14 protein-coding genes and 1 pseudogene are annotated in these 16,457 nt (G+C 50.1%); 5 read left to right on the top strand and 10 right to left on the bottom strand.

All coding sequences use genetic code 11. From position 1 onward, the window contains the following. Positions 1-17: 17 nt before the first annotated feature. On the bottom strand, positions 18-1,481 hold the full coding sequence (locus MMC1_RS13865) for an IS4-like element ISMasp2 family transposase (protein WP_011714298.1): 1,464 nt from the start codon (positions 1,479-1,481) through the stop codon (positions 18-20). Positions 1,482-1,872: 391 nt separating this feature from the next. On the opposite strand from MMC1_RS13865, the gene MMC1_RS13860 reads away from it, so the two are divergent. From MMC1_RS13860 to MMC1_RS20330, 3 genes are all read left to right on the top strand, one after another. Continuing rightward, the gene (locus MMC1_RS13860) at positions 1,873-2,694 is read left to right on the top strand and encodes a hypothetical protein (RefSeq protein ID WP_011713026.1); all 822 of its coding nucleotides are present in this window, start codon (positions 1,873-1,875) and stop codon (positions 2,692-2,694) included. Positions 2,695-2,752: 58 nt separating this feature from the next. Next, complete coding sequence (locus tag MMC1_RS13855; protein ID WP_011713027.1) at positions 2,753-4,168, top strand: hypothetical protein; 1,416 nt, start codon at positions 2,753-2,755, stop codon at positions 4,166-4,168. A 321-nt stretch (positions 4,169-4,489) separates the two neighbouring features. Continuing rightward, the gene (locus MMC1_RS20330; RefSeq protein WP_011714297.1) at positions 4,490-5,686 is read left to right on the top strand and encodes a sigma 54-interacting transcriptional regulator; all 1,197 of its coding nucleotides are present in this window, start codon (positions 4,490-4,492) and stop codon (positions 5,684-5,686) included. Positions 5,687-5,873: 187 nt separating this feature from the next. Here MMC1_RS20330 and MMC1_RS13840 read toward each other — a convergent pair whose 3' ends face one another. From MMC1_RS13840 to MMC1_RS22210, 9 genes and pseudogenes are all read right to left on the bottom strand, one after another. Beyond that, a complete protein-coding gene (locus MMC1_RS13840; RefSeq protein ID WP_041641255.1) occupies positions 5,874-6,365 on the bottom strand; it encodes a hypothetical protein in 492 nt (163 codons plus the stop codon). A 37-nt stretch (positions 6,366-6,402) separates the two neighbouring features. Next, the gene (locus MMC1_RS13835; protein WP_011713031.1) at positions 6,403-6,738 is read right to left on the bottom strand and encodes a hypothetical protein; all 336 of its coding nucleotides are present in this window, start codon (positions 6,736-6,738) and stop codon (positions 6,403-6,405) included. Between the two features lie 44 nt (positions 6,739-6,782). Continuing rightward, a complete protein-coding gene (locus MMC1_RS13830; protein WP_011714295.1) occupies positions 6,783-7,328 on the bottom strand; it encodes an integrase core domain-containing protein in 546 nt (181 codons plus the stop codon). Between the two features lie 66 nt (positions 7,329-7,394). Further along, the gene (ltrA, locus tag MMC1_RS13825) at positions 7,395-8,906 is read right to left on the bottom strand and encodes a group II intron reverse transcriptase/maturase (protein ID WP_011714294.1); all 1,512 of its coding nucleotides are present in this window, start codon (positions 8,904-8,906) and stop codon (positions 7,395-7,397) included. Between the two features lie 656 nt (positions 8,907-9,562). Next, a complete protein-coding gene (locus MMC1_RS22220; RefSeq protein WP_227665239.1) occupies positions 9,563-10,129 on the bottom strand; it encodes a group II intron maturase-specific domain-containing protein in 567 nt (188 codons plus the stop codon). Then, positions 10,130-10,936, bottom strand: coding sequence for a reverse transcriptase domain-containing protein (locus MMC1_RS22215; protein WP_407081013.1), 807 nt, complete (start codon positions 10,934-10,936; stop codon positions 10,130-10,132). Positions 10,937-11,637: 701 nt separating this feature from the next. Next, positions 11,638-12,177, bottom strand: a complete 540-nt coding sequence (locus MMC1_RS13815; RefSeq protein WP_081436301.1) for a helix-turn-helix domain-containing protein — start codon at positions 12,175-12,177, stop codon at positions 11,638-11,640. 390 nt (positions 12,178-12,567) lie between these two features. Next, a pseudogene (locus MMC1_RS13810) lies at positions 12,568-12,846 on the bottom strand (transposase); the annotation flags it as partial. A gap of 473 nt (positions 12,847-13,319) precedes the next feature. Then, positions 13,320-13,775 (bottom strand): integrase core domain-containing protein, encoded by a 456-nt coding sequence (locus MMC1_RS22210; RefSeq protein WP_227665234.1) that lies wholly within the window; start codon positions 13,773-13,775, stop codon positions 13,320-13,322. 527 nt (positions 13,776-14,302) lie between these two features. On the opposite strand from MMC1_RS22210, the gene MMC1_RS13795 reads away from it, so the two are divergent. Together MMC1_RS13795 and istB are read left to right on the top strand one after the other, a co-directional pair. Then, entirely contained in the window at positions 14,303-15,259 is a 957-nt protein-coding gene (locus MMC1_RS13795; RefSeq protein WP_011714292.1) for an Rpn family recombination-promoting nuclease/putative transposase, read from the top strand. A 474-nt stretch (positions 15,260-15,733) separates the two neighbouring features. Continuing rightward, on the top strand, positions 15,734-16,453 hold the full coding sequence (gene istB, locus MMC1_RS13790; protein ID WP_011714291.1) for an IS21-like element helper ATPase IstB: 720 nt from the start codon (positions 15,734-15,736) through the stop codon (positions 16,451-16,453). The last annotated feature ends 4 nt before the right edge of the window (positions 16,454-16,457 follow it).

Below are 16,457 nucleotides of genomic sequence, written 5' to 3'. Positions count from 1 at the left end.
AACACAAGCGATATAACTCAAGTTTCGCAGTTCGTTTCGGCCAGAATTTGACGTTGTGAACCAAGGGGATCGAGCATCAATGCCTTGCTGAGCCAAGCCTCAACCTCCTGTTCAAGGAGTTCAATTACCTCGTTTTTTTGGTGATTTTCAAGAATGGATGTTCGGCCAAGGGCATCATTGAAGATGGCGCGGAAGGTATGCCAGAGCTTTCGGGCATAGGTCAAAGCGGCCAGATTGTGGGAGAGTTGATCCCGCTGGCTGCCTTTGATCGCTACCATGCTGGAGAGGACAGCATGGCGCATGGCAGCTAGGTGTAGGCAGGCGATGACTGCTTCGAAGGATCGGACGGACTCATTAAGGAAACCGAGGTGCTGTTTGGATTCCTTGTAGAAAACTTCGATCCCCCAGCGGTTGGCGTAGTGCTCGATCATATTTGACAGCCCCATTGACCGGTCTGTGGTCAGAAAGACGGCCCACTCCTTCGAGCCGGTTTTCGGATCGATCAGCCGGACGAAGAACAGACGTATAAGGCCGATTTCGGGGTGCTCTGCATCTAGGAAGGTTCCTTTGAAGCGCTTGGACCCCTTAGCTTTCCTGATCTTGCCCTTGGCAAACCGGGTGTAAAGTTCGGCGCTGGTCAGTCTCTCGCCCTGGAATAGGAACTTGGTGTTGTTGCGCTTCCATCGGATCAGGGGGATCACGCCCAGATCCAGGATTTTCTTGACGAACTTAACCGATGAGTACCAAGCATCGGCGAGAAAATACTGGGCCGGAATCCCGGCTTGAATGGCTCTGGCAACCATGTCCACAGTCTGATCAAGCTTAGACATCTTGGCCGCCTCACGGTAACGCCGTCCAAGATGTGAGCGACAATCGAACCGGTAACTGAGGATGTGGAGCAGATTGCTGATCAGAGGCCGCTTTGAAAAACGCAAAGCGGCATCCAGTGGCAAGGTTCCCTGCTTGTTAACCCAGACCAAGTGGGCTGCTTCAAAACCTGCAACCGAGCGGCCGGTATTGTGGTCATGATGCCAGCAAACACCTTCAATACGATCACCACGCTTCTCTTTGACGGTGGTATCGGCAACAAGGTAGCCGGGGCCGAGATCCAGCGTTCGCCACTGGGGTAGTAACTTTTTGATTAGCGCCCAATGCGCATTCCGCCATGGAAATTGGCGTTGGAGCAACCGGTAGAAGGTATCCTTGCCTACCGCGAAGACCGACAGAAAGTGATCGCGGCAAAAAAGGTGAATGGACGGCACCTTCAGCAGAGGATGCAGGATCAGTAACATGATCAGCGTCGGAAGATCCTTCCCCGTTCGTTTGCTCCATCCGCGCCGATTGAATATCGCCTGGAAGCCAATTTCCTGGAGAAAATCGACGATAGCATTATCTACGCCGAATACTCCAAAGGATTGGGTTTTGATCTCGTCAATCATGGGGGTAGGCACAGTAGCCTGTTCCCTGTTATGCTGATTCATGAAGCTGGCCTCGTCCCTGAGCTATCTGACTGATTCTACATCAGAATTATAGCATACACGAGGCAGCTTTGCCCTTGATTTGGTTGGCAAATATCAGCCCAATTGATCGGTCAACGAACTGCGAAACTTGAGGATATAACTTTATCAACAATGATAGTCATGGGGATCTTATACACGGCCATCCTGCCATATCTTCTGCTTTTTCTTGTTGTGCGTGAGATTTTCCGATATGCGACAAAATGATCTCTACGATTTTTTAGAAAGAATCTGTCCCCCAATCTGGTTGCAGTTGAATGACTAAGCCACGTTTGATTTTTTCCCTGGGAAAATCTCATAGCTGTGTCACCAGCTTAGAACACCCCATAAGAGCCAAGAAGGAAGGCATACAGCAATGGATAGAAATAAACCATTGAAAATTATCCTAAGCAGCATAGCGCTGATTCTTTTTATGGGTGGCCCTTGGATCAATGAAGCCTTTCCTTTTTGGGGTAACTTACTCAAAGGATCGCAAGTTGCCTCAGAAACAGTTCGATTAGGTTATGTCAAAGGGGCATTATCTGAAGATCAGATTATCCATTTAACTGAGATGATTCAAAAAGCTGGAGATATCGCTAGTGTGCGTAGAAATGTAGGCCGGATGAATCTTCCACAAAAAGCAGTGCTGGATACGTTTATTCGAATTGCTGTTAGACAAGGGAAAATCCCTCGGAAGGAGGCAGAAACTCTCTTGAGAAATTTGGGGGACGTGCCAGGCTTTCGAAGTACTCTTGCCAAAACACTAGGGGTCAGCGCTGCCAAAACCAAGGGGCATCTCAACGAGATAAGGATTGCGAGTGCTGCGGTTGACAATGGTTTCAATGTAGTTCGGATTGGCGGTCGTTTTGATGACGGGATTAAAGGGGGGGCAACTGATATCGATATCCTTCTTTCCAGGGGCGATAAGCTTATTCCCATTGAAGCTAAAGCATACGATGACATAGTTTTTTCCAGTTTAGCTACCATCCGTGGCGATATGAACTCACTGGTGGCTTTCAGAGGATCATCTGACTTCCCTGGGGCTATTCATCCCATTTTTAGTTTTACGAATAGACCCTCGAATTCTAATGTACTCAGGGCAATTGATAAGGAAACTAAAAAACGTGGTATCCATGTCATCTACGGCTCTGCCCAAGAGCAAACAATGCAGTTGCAGCATCTAATGGATATCCTGTGATCGTGCACATAGAGGGCAACGGTTGAATTGAGATGTTTTTGAATAAAAGAGGTGAATTGTGAAGGTGATAACAAGATCATTTTCAGTGGTAGCATTGTTTGCGACGCTACTCATTCCAGCTGTTACATTTTCAGCTGAAGTTGGCACGTTCAAGCACTTTTATACCGATCCAAATTTAATTGGCTGGATCGTTGCTGGAGTGTTGGCGGTAATAGCCGGTCTCGTAATTTATTTTACCGGAGGCACAGCCTCTCCAATTGTTTTATCCATTGGAACAAGCATCGGAAATATGGCAGGGTTATCAGGCATTGCAGCAACCAATTATGGGCTAGCCTTGCTTGGTGGTGGAGCCATTGCTTCTGGCGGTTTGGGGATGGCTGGAGGAGTAGCACTTCTGACGGCTGCTTTAACCTTCAGTACTGAGGTTGTGATAGACTTTACTCTCTCTCAAGTTTTTGAATCTTACAGTTACAGTAGGCTTGTTGAGCAAAGCCAGCATTTGCCAACATTACCACCTCCCAGACGAAGTAAAGGCCCGGACTCTTACCAAAAAGCAATGAAAGCTCTGAAGCATTTTGACGAGGAAAATCCTATATTTGGTGAACAAAATCAGGCTGTTTTTCATGATGCCATAATAAAAGTGAGGGAAAACATTGAGGGGTTAGAGGGAAAAGAAGCAGTGCAGGTGCGTACATTGTTGGCCTACCTTTATTTTGTTACCCATCAATATCACGAGGCTGCTGAATACGCCGATCACGCCATCAAGTATGCAAACACGCTTCAGATGAATGGGACGTTACCTGCCTTTTTGTTTGCAACTGCATCACTCTACCAAGAGTCAGTGGATTTCTTAGATATCAATGAAAACTACTTTAAGCACTCAATTTTGTCGGAGCCAGATAATGATCTAATACCGCTTCTTTTTTCAGTATATTTATCCCACGTCGGCCTAAGGTATAGAGGTGAGACCGCCGTTTTTTTTGAACAAATAATGAAAATAGCGCAACTACCCGCTCTTGAAGAATACAGCGATCAGACATTTTTCATTGTTCTGGTTAACTACGTAAAAAGTTTGAAACTTGAACAACAGAGAATTTCTTCTTTAGCCTTGTCGCAAAACACGACCATTCGTTCTGATGTAACAACATTGGGTAGAGTTCAGAAGGCGTTAATTGAGTACAGGAGGCTGATAGATGGGGCGCAGGCCATTTTAGTTGTTCTTTCAAGCTTGGAAGAGCTAGATTCTGAAATTGAAGAACAAATTGAAGAGATGAAGACTTTGATAGCCAATTATCATAATGATACCAAGCGATTAGTTGAAGACGTCGCTGCATTAAAAGCTCACCAGGAGGGGACTTTACAGCAGGAGCATAAAACCACTCGCTTGTTTCTACTTTTACTTCTGCTAACAATCATTGGTGTAGTTTCCTTCCGAATTTTCTTTATGAACAGAAAACTGAAGAACACCCCATAAAAACAAACACCAAGGCAAGATTCTGCTCTCCAACACAGCAAATATTTTTTGAAAATGATTTTGAACCATTGGGTAAGGTCTTGCTGGGCATCTGGCAAGACCTTTTTTGCGTCTTGCTGAGGTCATGCCGGACCAGCCAGACGTCATGCATGAACACCATGACGTCATGCCAGACTAGCCGGACGTCATGCCGGACCGACCGGACGTCATGCATGAACACCATGACGTCATGCTGTTCATGCCTCCGCCATGCCTCCGCCGTGGCATGAACAAACACCGGACCACTACCCTGAACACGTCAAATCAACGTGAGAGGGTACCGTGTCCAGCAAACCGCACCAGATCATCGGCAACAGCACCGCTCTGAAAGCGACCTTGGCCAAAGCCAAGAAGGTCGCCAAGACGGTGCTGCCCGTGCTGATCACCGGTGAGAGTGGTACCGGCAAGGAGCTGTTTGCCCAATTCATCCATGACCAGAGCCGCAGAGCTCAGAAACCGTTCGTCGCCGTCAATTGCGCCGCCATACCTGCGGAATTGCTGGAAGCGGAGCTGTTTGGGTACAAGAAAGGCGCGTTCAGTGGGGCAACCAGCGACAAAGACGGCCTGTTTGTCCAGGCCAGCACCGGAACCCTGTTTCTGGATGAAATCGGGGATATGCCACTGCCACTCCAGGCAAAGATCCTTCGGGTGTTGCAGGAAGGAGAAGTCCGGCCCGTCGGAGCCAAGGCCGTACAGAAGTTGGATGTTCGGATCCTCTCCGCCACCCACCGTGACCTGACCCAAATGGCGGCGGACAGGAAATTCCGCGAGGATCTGATCTTCCGTCTCAAGGGATATGCGATCCAACTCCCCGCCCTCGGAGAGCGTGGGCATGACATCGTCAAGCTGGCCCGGGCATTCCTAAAATCCCGAGAGGATTTCGCCGGGATCGGCTTGAGCCGTGATGCCCAAACGCTCCTGATGGCCTATCATTGGCCGGGCAATGTGCGGGAGCTGCAGAACATCATCCTGGCCGCAGCGGTGGATGCCCGTAGGAATATTTTCGCTGAGCACCTGGCTGAACACCTGCCGGATGCCATCGACGTCGAAGATCCAAGCATGTCAGTGAGGGAGCGGATCATTTCAGCGCTCCAGGAATCGGGCAGTTTGGCTTTGGTCGACCTGCAGAGCAGGCTGAAGACTCCCAAACCCACGATTCACCGACACCTGACCAGCATGGTGGCTGAGGGAGATGTGTCGCGGTCTGTCGTCTCTGGCCAGACGCTCTTTGCCTTGGCAGAACCCAATGTTGAAGGCGATGTACCCCAGCTCACTCAGCGCCAGGAGCAGGCCGTTGCCCTCACGCGAGAGCATGGCCGAATCACCCGGCAGGAGTTGGCGGAGGCGCTGGGAATCTCCATCCGAACCGCGAGTCGTGAGCTGTCCACGTTGGTGGCCGTTGGGGCACTGGCCCCTGATGGCCAAGTTGGCCGCATGGCTGGTTACCACGTTCAACGAAACAGATTGAAGAGCCGTTGAAGCATTGTGCCGGGCAACTCGAATATAGTGCTGGCAAGCCCTTTCTTCTTCCTGATCCCGCCAAATTTGAAGTCGGAAATCATCTTGTTTCCGCATGCGGGGCAGGCCATCAACTTTCCGCCAATATTCTTCGGGATCCTGAGCGACTGACCACATTTAGGGCACTGTTTTTTTATGTGATCTGCCATCAAGACACCTTTGCATGATTGGAGTTTTCCGCTTTCTTAAGGAGATCAAGTAAGCTTGCTCTTATCGAATCGTGGGTATATTCGTCCTCAGGGTGGGGTGTTTGCCCGGGTTGCTGGAAATGCGGACGTTCCTGGTACACCTCTCCCCAGCGGACATCCACTTGACGCACAAACTCGAACAACACCGATTCGTTACCCAAAATGGTTTGGATGATCTCTGCCAATGCCAGCAAAGGTTGCTCCAAATGTTTCTCCACGATGGGCGTGGTGTTTTTTACCCTGCGAACCAAAACCGATATCAGGGCGCCCGATGGGTCGGGGCAGTTATCCCTGATATACGCGTCAATGTGATTGATGGCCTGTTCCTGCCTAGAAATTGGCGAGGCGCCTTTCATTACGCCACTTCCAGCCGCCCGGCCGATGGCGCCAGCCATGGTAAATTTCTGTTGGGAGAGGATCTCTTTTTCAGTTTCTTTATCACGATCACCCATGTGGTACACCCTCTGAGATATCAGCAGGCAAAACGACTCACTTGCCAACCATCTTCACAGCGCGAAATGGCGAGTCGTCGCTTGCGTGGATGAATAGATGACCTCCCAGGCCTTCTGCCGTCAACTTAGCCCACCCCCGACCGCAAGCCTCATCACTGTCATTTTGTCCCTGCCATGAGAACTCAATGATGGGCTCACCATCAAGCGCACCCCTCCGACAATCCAGCCAGCCCTGCACGGCACCAAACTGGAAGCTTCCCATATCTTCCTTGTCGAAGGTGATGTGAGCGGGGGCGACCAAGTCCAGATAATCTTCCCCCCATTCATCCATATGAACGATCCGCCACTTACCCATAAAGGGGTTCTTTGCCATCACACACCTCGCTGAAAAATCAAATAATGAAAACGGGCAGCCGATCAGGCAGCCTCCCGGTAGTAGGATCGGATAATCCCTCCAAGATCCTCCCGGCACCGGACATCACCCGTTTGAGTCGGCTTGAAATTCACCTGTAGCACGTTGTTGCCGATATCAACACCCTGGTGAGGACGATCGGTGTTGTGATGATACACCCATCGGCGGCAGATGTAGTCCAGCTGTCGGCGGCTGACACAGATAAAGAACTCCAGACACTCCCGCTTGAAGCTGGCTATCCAGGACTCCGCGAATGCGTTCGCCTGGGGTGATTTTGGCGGGATTTGGATCACCCGAGCTCCCTCGGATTGCCATACCTCATTGAAGGAGGCAGTGAACTTGGTGTCGGCGTCACGGATCAGGAATTCGGGGCTGATGCCCTCGTCATCGCACCACATCAGCATGTTCCGGGCCTGCTGCGTCACCCAGGCGCTGTCCGGCGAATAGGATGGCGAACTGCAGAACACCCGGCGGCTTTCCAGGTGGATGAAAAATAGCACATATGCGGTCTTCACACCGGTCAGGGTGAAGATGTCGTCGGGTAGGGACATGGGGTTACCCCCACATCCCCCCCTAAGAACCGTGCGTGCGACTTTCACCGCACACGGCTCAAGCCTTCAAAAGGCACCTTGCGGCACCCAGCCCGAGCCAGGGGTGGATTTGGCTACCCGTTTCACAAGGTAATCCTTCCAGGCTGGATCATAGGGATTGAGATCCTGTCTGACCTTGATGTGACGAATGATGCCGAGTGATGTTGCTTTGAAGAGCAACACTCTCACGCCAGCATAGGTCTCCCCGAAGAATGCCCAGTTATTTCCCCCTTCCGTGGTGAAATATTTTGAGCGGACCCACTTTTTCGATTTCTTGGGATGTCTTCGGACTGCCCAGGCCCAGATAGCTTGCCATATTGCATGGTCAACGCGGGCAAAAACCCTTCCACTCACTACATGCCGGTGATAATTCGCCCACCCCCTGATGATTGGATTCAGAAGGAGAATCAATCCACCGGCTGTAGAGCTTTTGTGACTTTTGATGATTTCCCTGACCTTTTCCAAGAGATTCGAAATGCTCTTCCTGGAAGGTTTGATCAGGAGTTTATCTCTGTACTTCCTGATGTTTTGGCCAAGGAAATCAAAGCCGTCCGTTATGTATGTGATACTGGTTTTTTCAGCGGAAAGAGCCAATCCTCTTTCCGATAAAAAGTTCTGCACCAGTGGTTTGACCTCATTTTCCAGCAGCTCTGGTGAACTTCCGGTGATGATGAAATCATCCGCATACCGCACCAGATTAATACGGCAGGCTTTTCTTCGGGGAGAAATTTTGCTTCCGAATCGAGCCTGAAGGGCATCTTCGAGCCCATCGAGTGCCATATTCGCCAAAACAGGTGAAATGATGCCACCTTGTGGTGTTCCGGCCTCTGTTGCGTGGAAGGCTCCTTTGTGTACAACTCCGGCTTTGAGCCAGGCGTTCAACATCTTTTTGTCTGTTGGGATGTTATCCAACAGCCATTGATGGTTGATGTTGTCGAAACAGCCTTTGATGTCCCCTTCAAGGACCCACCGACCAGCCAATTTCCTGGATAGTACGGCAAAACATTTTTCAATGGCATCTGCCGTCGAGCGATGTCTACGAAATCCATAGGAGTTGACATCAGCACGGCATTCCGCCACAGGGTCAAGAGCCATTTGATACAGTGCCTGCATGGCTCTATCTCTCATGGTGGGAATCCCGAGTGGTCGTTTCTTACCGTTGGCCTTTGGAATGTACACTCTTTTCAAGGCGCTGGCCTTGTAGCCTTTACGCCTCAAATGTTGAACAGCTTTGGCTTTGCTCCCCGGGGTTTTCCAGAGACTGCCATCCACACCAGGAGTATTCTTCCCCCGGTTTTCCGTGACGCGCTTGACGGCCAGTGCCCTGGCAGCCAATGATTTGGTCAGAATGATCTGCAAAGCTTTGACTTTGCCGATTCTCCCTTCCTTTTCAGCCTTCACGATTCTTGCTTGAAGTCGGGACACATTTCGGTGAACCTGTTTCCATTCGATGGAGTTCCAGTTCTTAAAACCGGGGCTGCACAAGCTCCGAGGAGAATTGTCCCCTCGGGCTTCCTTAATCTGCATTGCCTCGTTCATACCGTTCCTCAGGTGATTCGTGAATGAAGACCCGTCCGAAGTCTGCACCCTCTCGGGTCGGGTATAACCCTATCCCCCCGATTACAGAAGGGGCATTCGCTTTTTCGGACATCATCTGCCCTGATACCTGTCAGTTTGCTTCGCAGCTCACTTTCCTGTCATCCAGGAGGTATGAGGGTTTACCCTTTTCCGTTGTAGAAACTGGGTGGGGTAGATCCCGCCTGTCTGCCGGGGAGAATTGATCTGCGATGGGCGTACCAAAATCACCCATCTCTCTCCCGTACCGTTTTGGTCCAAGCTTGTCAGCATCTTTAGCTTGTTCTTTCTTAACGACATTTATCAGCGATTCACATGTGTTGATCGTACCACCCGAACCTTGATACTTAACCGCCTGATGCTGGCAGTAACCACCTTACCTCACGGCTTGGTGGCAGGTGACAGTACCGTTGTCCCTGGAGCTTCACACATGTGATTGCTCACCATGCATGTCCAGGTAGGTTACCGATAGCAGAATATCGGGTTGAATCAATTGTCCTTTCCTGTTCAACTGTTTATACAACGACTTAAGGTCGCACGTCGGGTAGGGACATGGGGTTACCCCCACATCCCCCCCTAAGAACCGTGCGTGCGACTTTCACCGCACACGGCTCAAGCCTTCAAAAGGCACCTTGCGGCACCCAGCCCGAGCCAGGGGTGGATTTGGCTACCCGTTTCACAAGGTAATCCTTCCAGGCTGGATCATAGGGATTGAGATCCTGTCTGACCTTGATGTGACGAATGATGCCGAGTGATGTTGCTTTGAAGAGCAACACTCTCACGCCAGCATAGGTCTCCCCGAAGAATGCCCAGTTATTTCCCCCTTCCGTGGTGAAATATTTTGAGCGGACCCACTTTTTCGATTTCTTGGGATGTCTTCGGACTGCCCAGGCCCAGATAGCTTGCCATATTGCATGGTCAACGCGGGCAAAAACCCTTCCACTCACTACATGCCGGTGATAATTCGCCCACCCCCTGATGATTGGATTCAGAAGGAGAATCAATCCACCGGCTGTAGAGCTTTTGTGACTTTTGATGATTTCCCTGACCTTTTCCAAGAGATTCGAAATGCTCTTCCTGGAAGGTTTGATCAGGAGTTTATCTCTGTACTTCCTGATGTTTTGGCCAAGGAAATCAAAGCCGTCCGTTATGTATGTGATACTGGTTTTTTCAGCGGAAAGAGCCAATCATCTTTCCGATAAAAAGTTCTGCACCAGTGGTTTGACCTCATTTTCCAGCAGCTCTGGTGAACTTCCGGTGATGATGAAATCATCCGCATACCGCACCAGATTAATACGGCAGGCTTTTCTTCGGGGAGAAATTTTGCTTCCGAATCGAGCCTGAAGGGCATCTTCGAGCCCATCGAGTGCCATATTCGCCAAAACAGGTGAAATGATGCCACCTTGTGGTGTTCCGGCCTCTGTTGCGTGGAAGGCTCCTTTGTGTACAACTCCGGCTTTGAGCCAGGCGTTCAACATCTTTTTGTCTGTTGGGATGTTATCCAACAGCCATTGATGGTTGATGTTGTCGAAACAGCCTTTGATGTCCCCTTCAAGGACCCACCGACCAGCCAATTTCCTGGATAGTACGGCAAAACATTTTTCAATGGCATCTGCCGTCGAGCGATGTCTACGAAATCCATAGGAGTTGACATCAGCACGGCATTCCGCCACAGGGTCAAGAGCCATTTGATACAGTGCCTGCATGGCTCTATCTCTCATGGTGGGAATCCCGAGTGGTCGTTTCTTACCGTTGGCCTTTGGAATGTACACTCTTTTCAAGGCGCTGGCCTTGTAGCCTTTACGCCTCAAATGTTGAACAGCTTTGGCTTTGCTCCCCGGGGTTTTCCAGAGACTGCCATCCACACCAGGAGTATTCTTCCCCCGGTTTTCCGTGACGCGCTTGACGGCCAGTGCCCTGGCAGCCAATGATTTGGTCAGAATGATCTGCAAAGCTTTGACTTTGCCGATTCTCCCTTCCTTTTCAGCCTTCACGATTCTTGCTTGAAGTCGGGACACATTTCGGTGAACCTATTTCCATTCGATGGAGTTCCAGTTCTTAAAACCGGGGCTGCACAAGCTCCGAGGAGAATTGTCCCCTCGGGCTTCCTTAATCTGCATTGCCTCGTTCATACCGTTCCTCAGGTGATTCGTGAATGAAGACCCGTCCGAAGTCTGCACCCTCTCGGGTCGGGTATAACCCTATCCCCCCGATTACAGAAGGGGCATTCGCTTTTTCGGACATCCTCTGCCCTGATACCTGTCAGTTTGCTTCGCAGCTCACTTTCCTGTCATCCAGGAGGTATGAGGGTTTACCCTTTTCCGTTGTAGAAACTGGGTGGGGTAGATCCCGCCTGTCTGCCGGGGAGAATTGATCTGCGATGGGCGTACCAAAATCACCCATCTCTCTCCCGTACCGTTTTGGTCCAAGCTTGTCAGCATCTTTAGCTTGTTCTTTCTTAACGACATTTATCAGCGATTCACATGTGTTGATCGTACCACCCGAACCTTGATACTTAACCGCCTGATGCTGGCAGTAACCACCTTACCTCACGGCTTGGTGGCAGGTGACAGTACCGTTGTCCCTGGAGCTTCACACATGTGATTGCTCACCATGCATGTCCAGGTAGGTTACCGATAGCAGAATATCGGGTTGAATCAATTGTCCTTTCCTGTTCAACTGTTTATACAACGACTTAAGGTCGCACTTTGGAGAAAAAGTCGCATGCCAGAGTAGTTTCAAGGTGGGCCTTGATGAAGGTGTCCCAGGGTAGAGGTGGTGTCGGTTTACTCTTCTCTGGTTCTGGGTGAATGCCTGCCTCATTAAGAATGCGTTTGACCGAGTTGGCTCCAGCATAGAGGCCAAGCTTTTTGAGCTCTCCGACGATCCGTCGATAGCCCCATTGGAGATTCTCCTTGGCCATGCAGATCACTGTGTCCCTCAACTCCTGAGTCAGTCGTGGCCTGCCGAAAGGCTTTCCTGATGAGGATTGGTTGAGCCAGCGACGATAGGTGTTGGGCTTGACGATCATGATCAGATCGTTGATCTGGTGATCAAAGTCAGCCCCCAGTCGCAACAGTTCAGATTTTTCCTCAGGTGAGGCGATAACACGCTGGCTGGGAAGTCGTTCCTGGAGTATTCTGACCTGGGCTTTGAGCAGCCGGATCTGCGCGTTATGACGAGGGCTGAAAAACTGGGAGATCAGCCCCCAGATAAGGAGTGATAGTGAGTTCATGTGCACCAAAACGACCGGATCAGGTTTTTTCAAAAAAAGATGGCGGTGCAATGATATACCCAGATCCTACAAATTGGCACCCCGCTCAAAATGGCCGGGAATTGGGCCAGATGATTTTTGAATATTTTTCCCACCAGATTACAGATTCCTGCCCCCTAAAGTTCGGACTTCCAGTCTCTACATTCGGGCTTTTTCCCCTCAAGTTCGGACCTCTTGTAAGTCCCCCAAGGCACCATATGCCAGTGTGGGCCTCCAAATATCACAAATAATACGCAAACATAGTGTGAAATGAGGGTGTTTGAGTTCCTTTGAAAACATCATGTTATTGTGTGCCAAGTCTCCAGAGACGGTTCGTTTCGGGAGCCGAACCCTCCAATCGATCATCAACTACTCGTAATCAGGGTCTTCAATCATCTGGTCAAGCAGCTTCTCCCAGATCCCTTTGTCGCGCCACCGGCAGAAACGGCGTTGAGTGTTGTTCCAATCGCCATAATCTGGTGGAAGATCGCGCCATGGCGCACCTGTACGCAAGATCCAAAACACCGCATTGATAAAAAGGCGGTTGTCCTTGGCTACTCCTCCCCAGCTTCCAGCCCTTCCAGGCAAATGGGGCTCAAGGCGTGACCATAGTTGGTCTGAAATATCGTGCCTACGGTAAGATGCAGTCATGTCAAAGCCTCCTTGCTTTGACTCCTATTCTACATCAGCTTATCTCGTGTCGACAGTATCTAACATCACCCCTCTACAGCAGGAGGCTTTCCGGCTACTCAGCATCTCGCCTTAATGTGTCCAGTGACGCGCACCGTGTTCAAGTAAATTACAGCTTGATATCAATGTATTATACATTTTTTAAACAGAAAGTCCGGTCTCGTAAACCTCATCTGCACCAAAACTGGCCCTGAGTTGGAGAGCAGCGTAGCGATTTTTCTGGTCGGATGAGGTGAAATTTGGGAGAATCAGGGGCGGAATAGATGCTTGGTGTGGCTGGATTCTTCTAAAAATAGGATTTCAGGTACGGAGGATTGGAACGTCAAGCCAATGCGCTCTTTGAAAATCAGAAACCGATAGCTGACAGATGTCAGGCAGCGATACGTTGGTACCGATGGTGCAGACCGCCGAGAACTGGGAGGGCAACGATGTTGCTAGACTCTTCTGGCTGGACTGCCCGATGGACTGGGGAATCTTTGGACAGTCCTAAATGGGTCCGCTAGTTGGTAATAATCCACATACTCCCCAAGCCGCTGTTGCAGGTGTTCTTCGTTGAGCACGATGATGTGATCAAAGCACTCTCGGCGTAAACTGCCGATCACTCTTTCGCAGTAGGCGTTTTGCCAGGGCGAGGCCTTTGCCGTGATCACAGTTTCAATGCCCATTCTTTTGAGCGCATATTGGCTGGCCATGAAAAGCGGATCGTGGTCGTGCAATAGGAATCGTGGTGCTGTATCCCAAGGGGACGCCTCCCGAATTTGCTGGACAACCCAAGTTGATGTTGGATTGGTGGTAACGTTGATGTGAATGATACGCCGCCACTCATGATCAATAAGAATCAGGACGTGCAGCACCTTGAAAAAGATTGTCGGTATGGTGAAGAAGTCCATGGCCACGATCTGATTTACGTGGTTATCAAGGTAGGTCCTCCAGGTCTGAGCATGTACTTTGAGACCGATGTTTCCCCGACATCATACCCCAATTTAAGTAACTCGCCGTGAATGCGTGGTGCTCCCCAGAGTGGATTTTCCCGCGACATTTGCCGAATTAGGTCACGCACTTCCTGCGGGACGCGAGGACGGCCAGGGCGCATTGGTCGCGACTTCCGTTTCCAATAGAGCTTGAAGCCTTGCTTGTGCCATTTGATAACGGTGGCTGGTTTTATAATCACTAACGCGTGTTTCCACCTAGGCCAGATCTGAGATAGCCAAACCCAAAAGATCCTGTCCATATGGCGTAGGGTAGGGCGCTTGGGGCGTTGGCGTTGTAAGACATTAATCTGGTGGCGCAGGGCGAGGATTTCCAGTTGCAGGGCTGCACGAGACCTGAACAACCCCATGAAGTAGTGGATGAGTTCTGTTAGTGTGCCGAGCATGTTATACCCTTGGGAAAATGCTTTGAATGGAATGACCACTGTATGACGAAGATTACCCAGCCGCACGATCGGTTTCTGAAGGCATTGTTGAGTGATCCAGATAAGACTGGAACTTTGCTTCGGGAGCGTCTGCCAAAGGAAGTAGCAGAGTTACTGTCATCAGAGCCGCCTGTCTTGGTGGATGGAACCTTCATTGATGGCGAGTTTCGGGAGCATTTAACGGACCGGCTTTTCAAGGTTAAGACTCAAGAGGGGAAGGCGGCATACATTTACGCGCTGATTGAGCACAAGAGCTATGCAGACGAATGGGTTGCCTTTCAACTTTTGCGCTATATGGTCAGGATCTGGGAGCGGTTTCTGAAAGAAGGGCAGCAGAAGCTACCTCCGATTGTGCCTCTGGTGGTTTATCATGGGGCTCGTGAGTGGACGGTCCCAAACCAGTTTTCAGCATTGCTTGAAGCAGATAAGGGTTTGTTACACCATCTGCTTGATTTCAGCTTTGCGGTGACGGATTTAGGGCGCATCGCGGATGATGACCTGTCTCAGGATACTCATTTGCGAGCTGCTCTGATGGCGATGAAGTATGCGTTTCATAGTGCGGATGGTGTGGTTGTCATTCCGCAGATAGGGAAGGGTGCCCAAGGGGATCCCGAGTTTGCCAAGCTGGTGTTGAGATATCTGATTCAAACGTACAGGGGAATGACAATGGCAGATGTACAGGCATATGCGGAAGAGGCTTTTCCAGGAGAAGCGGAGCACTATGCATCGCAGTTTGCGCGTGAGATGATGTCTAAGGGTCGTCAAGAGGGCCGTCAAGAGGGCCGTCAAGAGGGCCGTCAAGAAGGTGAATCTTCACTTCTTCTGAGACAGCTTCATCGCCGATTTGGAGAAGTACCTGGTTGGGCGGAGTTAAAAGTAGCGAATGCTACAATTGATGAACTGGAGACCTGGGGTGAGCAAATTTTTGATGCGGAGACGCTGGAAGCCGTATTCAAGTAGGGTCAGGGTTCGTGAATTTATGTGATCGGGCGAGCGGACCTTTGAAGCAAACTTTTCGAGGTCGAATTGGAAGCTTTTTTGCTGTTTTGTTGATAAATATCAATGCGATGTGACTTATTTTTGCTAGAGTTCTTGGGTAGCGAGTGTGACCCTCTTGCGAAACAAAAATGCCTAAAAAATAGGCGGAGAAGGTTTGCTAAAGGGTGGCGTTTGGTCAACCAATAACCTCAGGTTCTAACGAATCTGGGGTTTTTTGTTGTCTGAAATCTGCTAATAAATTCAATGGTTAGCGATAGATCGCCACTCTCTGTTTACGCCCTCTCTGCCCCACTATTCTCTCTTCTCCCCCACATTCTCTAAAAGCCGAGGCGTTTGACAGGTCGGTTTTCTGTTAAACGGCATCCAATAATGACCCCTTTGAGGGGAAAAACGGCGTGCAAAAATGCCCCCATAATCGTTTTTTAGGCGGCCATCATGCGACGTCATGAACTGATCGATGGTCTCAAGAGGCTGAAGTTGCACGGTATGGTGGCAGCCTTTGATGAAGCGGTGGTGGTGGATGAACGGCGAAACAGAACGATTCATGAAATTCTGGGCGCATTGATTGAGGCTGAGCAGGTAGAACGAAAGGTCCGATCTATCCACGATCAGATGTCAGTCGCTAAATTCCCTTCGCAGAAAAATCTGGATAGCTTTGATTTTACGGCCTCATCAGCTAATGAAGGGCGAATCCGCACGCTCTATGATGGGGAATTCCTTGATGGTGCAGGCAATATCATTTTAGTCGGCGGGACAGGAACCGGAAAGACTCACTTGGCGATTGCCGTTGCCGCCAACTGCATTCGTCTGGGCAAGCGTTGTCGTTACTTCAGCGTGGTCGATCTGGTCAACAAACTGGAACGTGAGCAAGCTGATGGTTTAGCTGGACGACTTGCTGAAAAGCTATTACGCACCCATCTGTTGGTACTGGATGAACTGGGCTATCGACCTTTTTCTAAAACTGGAGGCGCGTTGCTGTTCCATCTGATCAGCAAACTTTATGAGCAGACCTCCTTGATCGTCACCACCAATCTGACCTTCGGTGAATGGCCCAAGGTATTCGGGGATGCCAAAATGACCACGGCACTGCTGGATCGTCTCACCCATCATTGCGACATTATCAAGACCGGAAATGAGAGCTACCGAATGAAATAAAGGG

The sequence above is a fragment of the Magnetococcus marinus MC-1 genome (assembly GCF_000014865.1).
Lineage (GTDB): Bacteria > Pseudomonadota > Magnetococcia > Magnetococcales > Magnetococcaceae > Magnetococcus > Magnetococcus marinus.
This window is presented reverse-complemented; position numbering and strand designations above follow the sequence as displayed.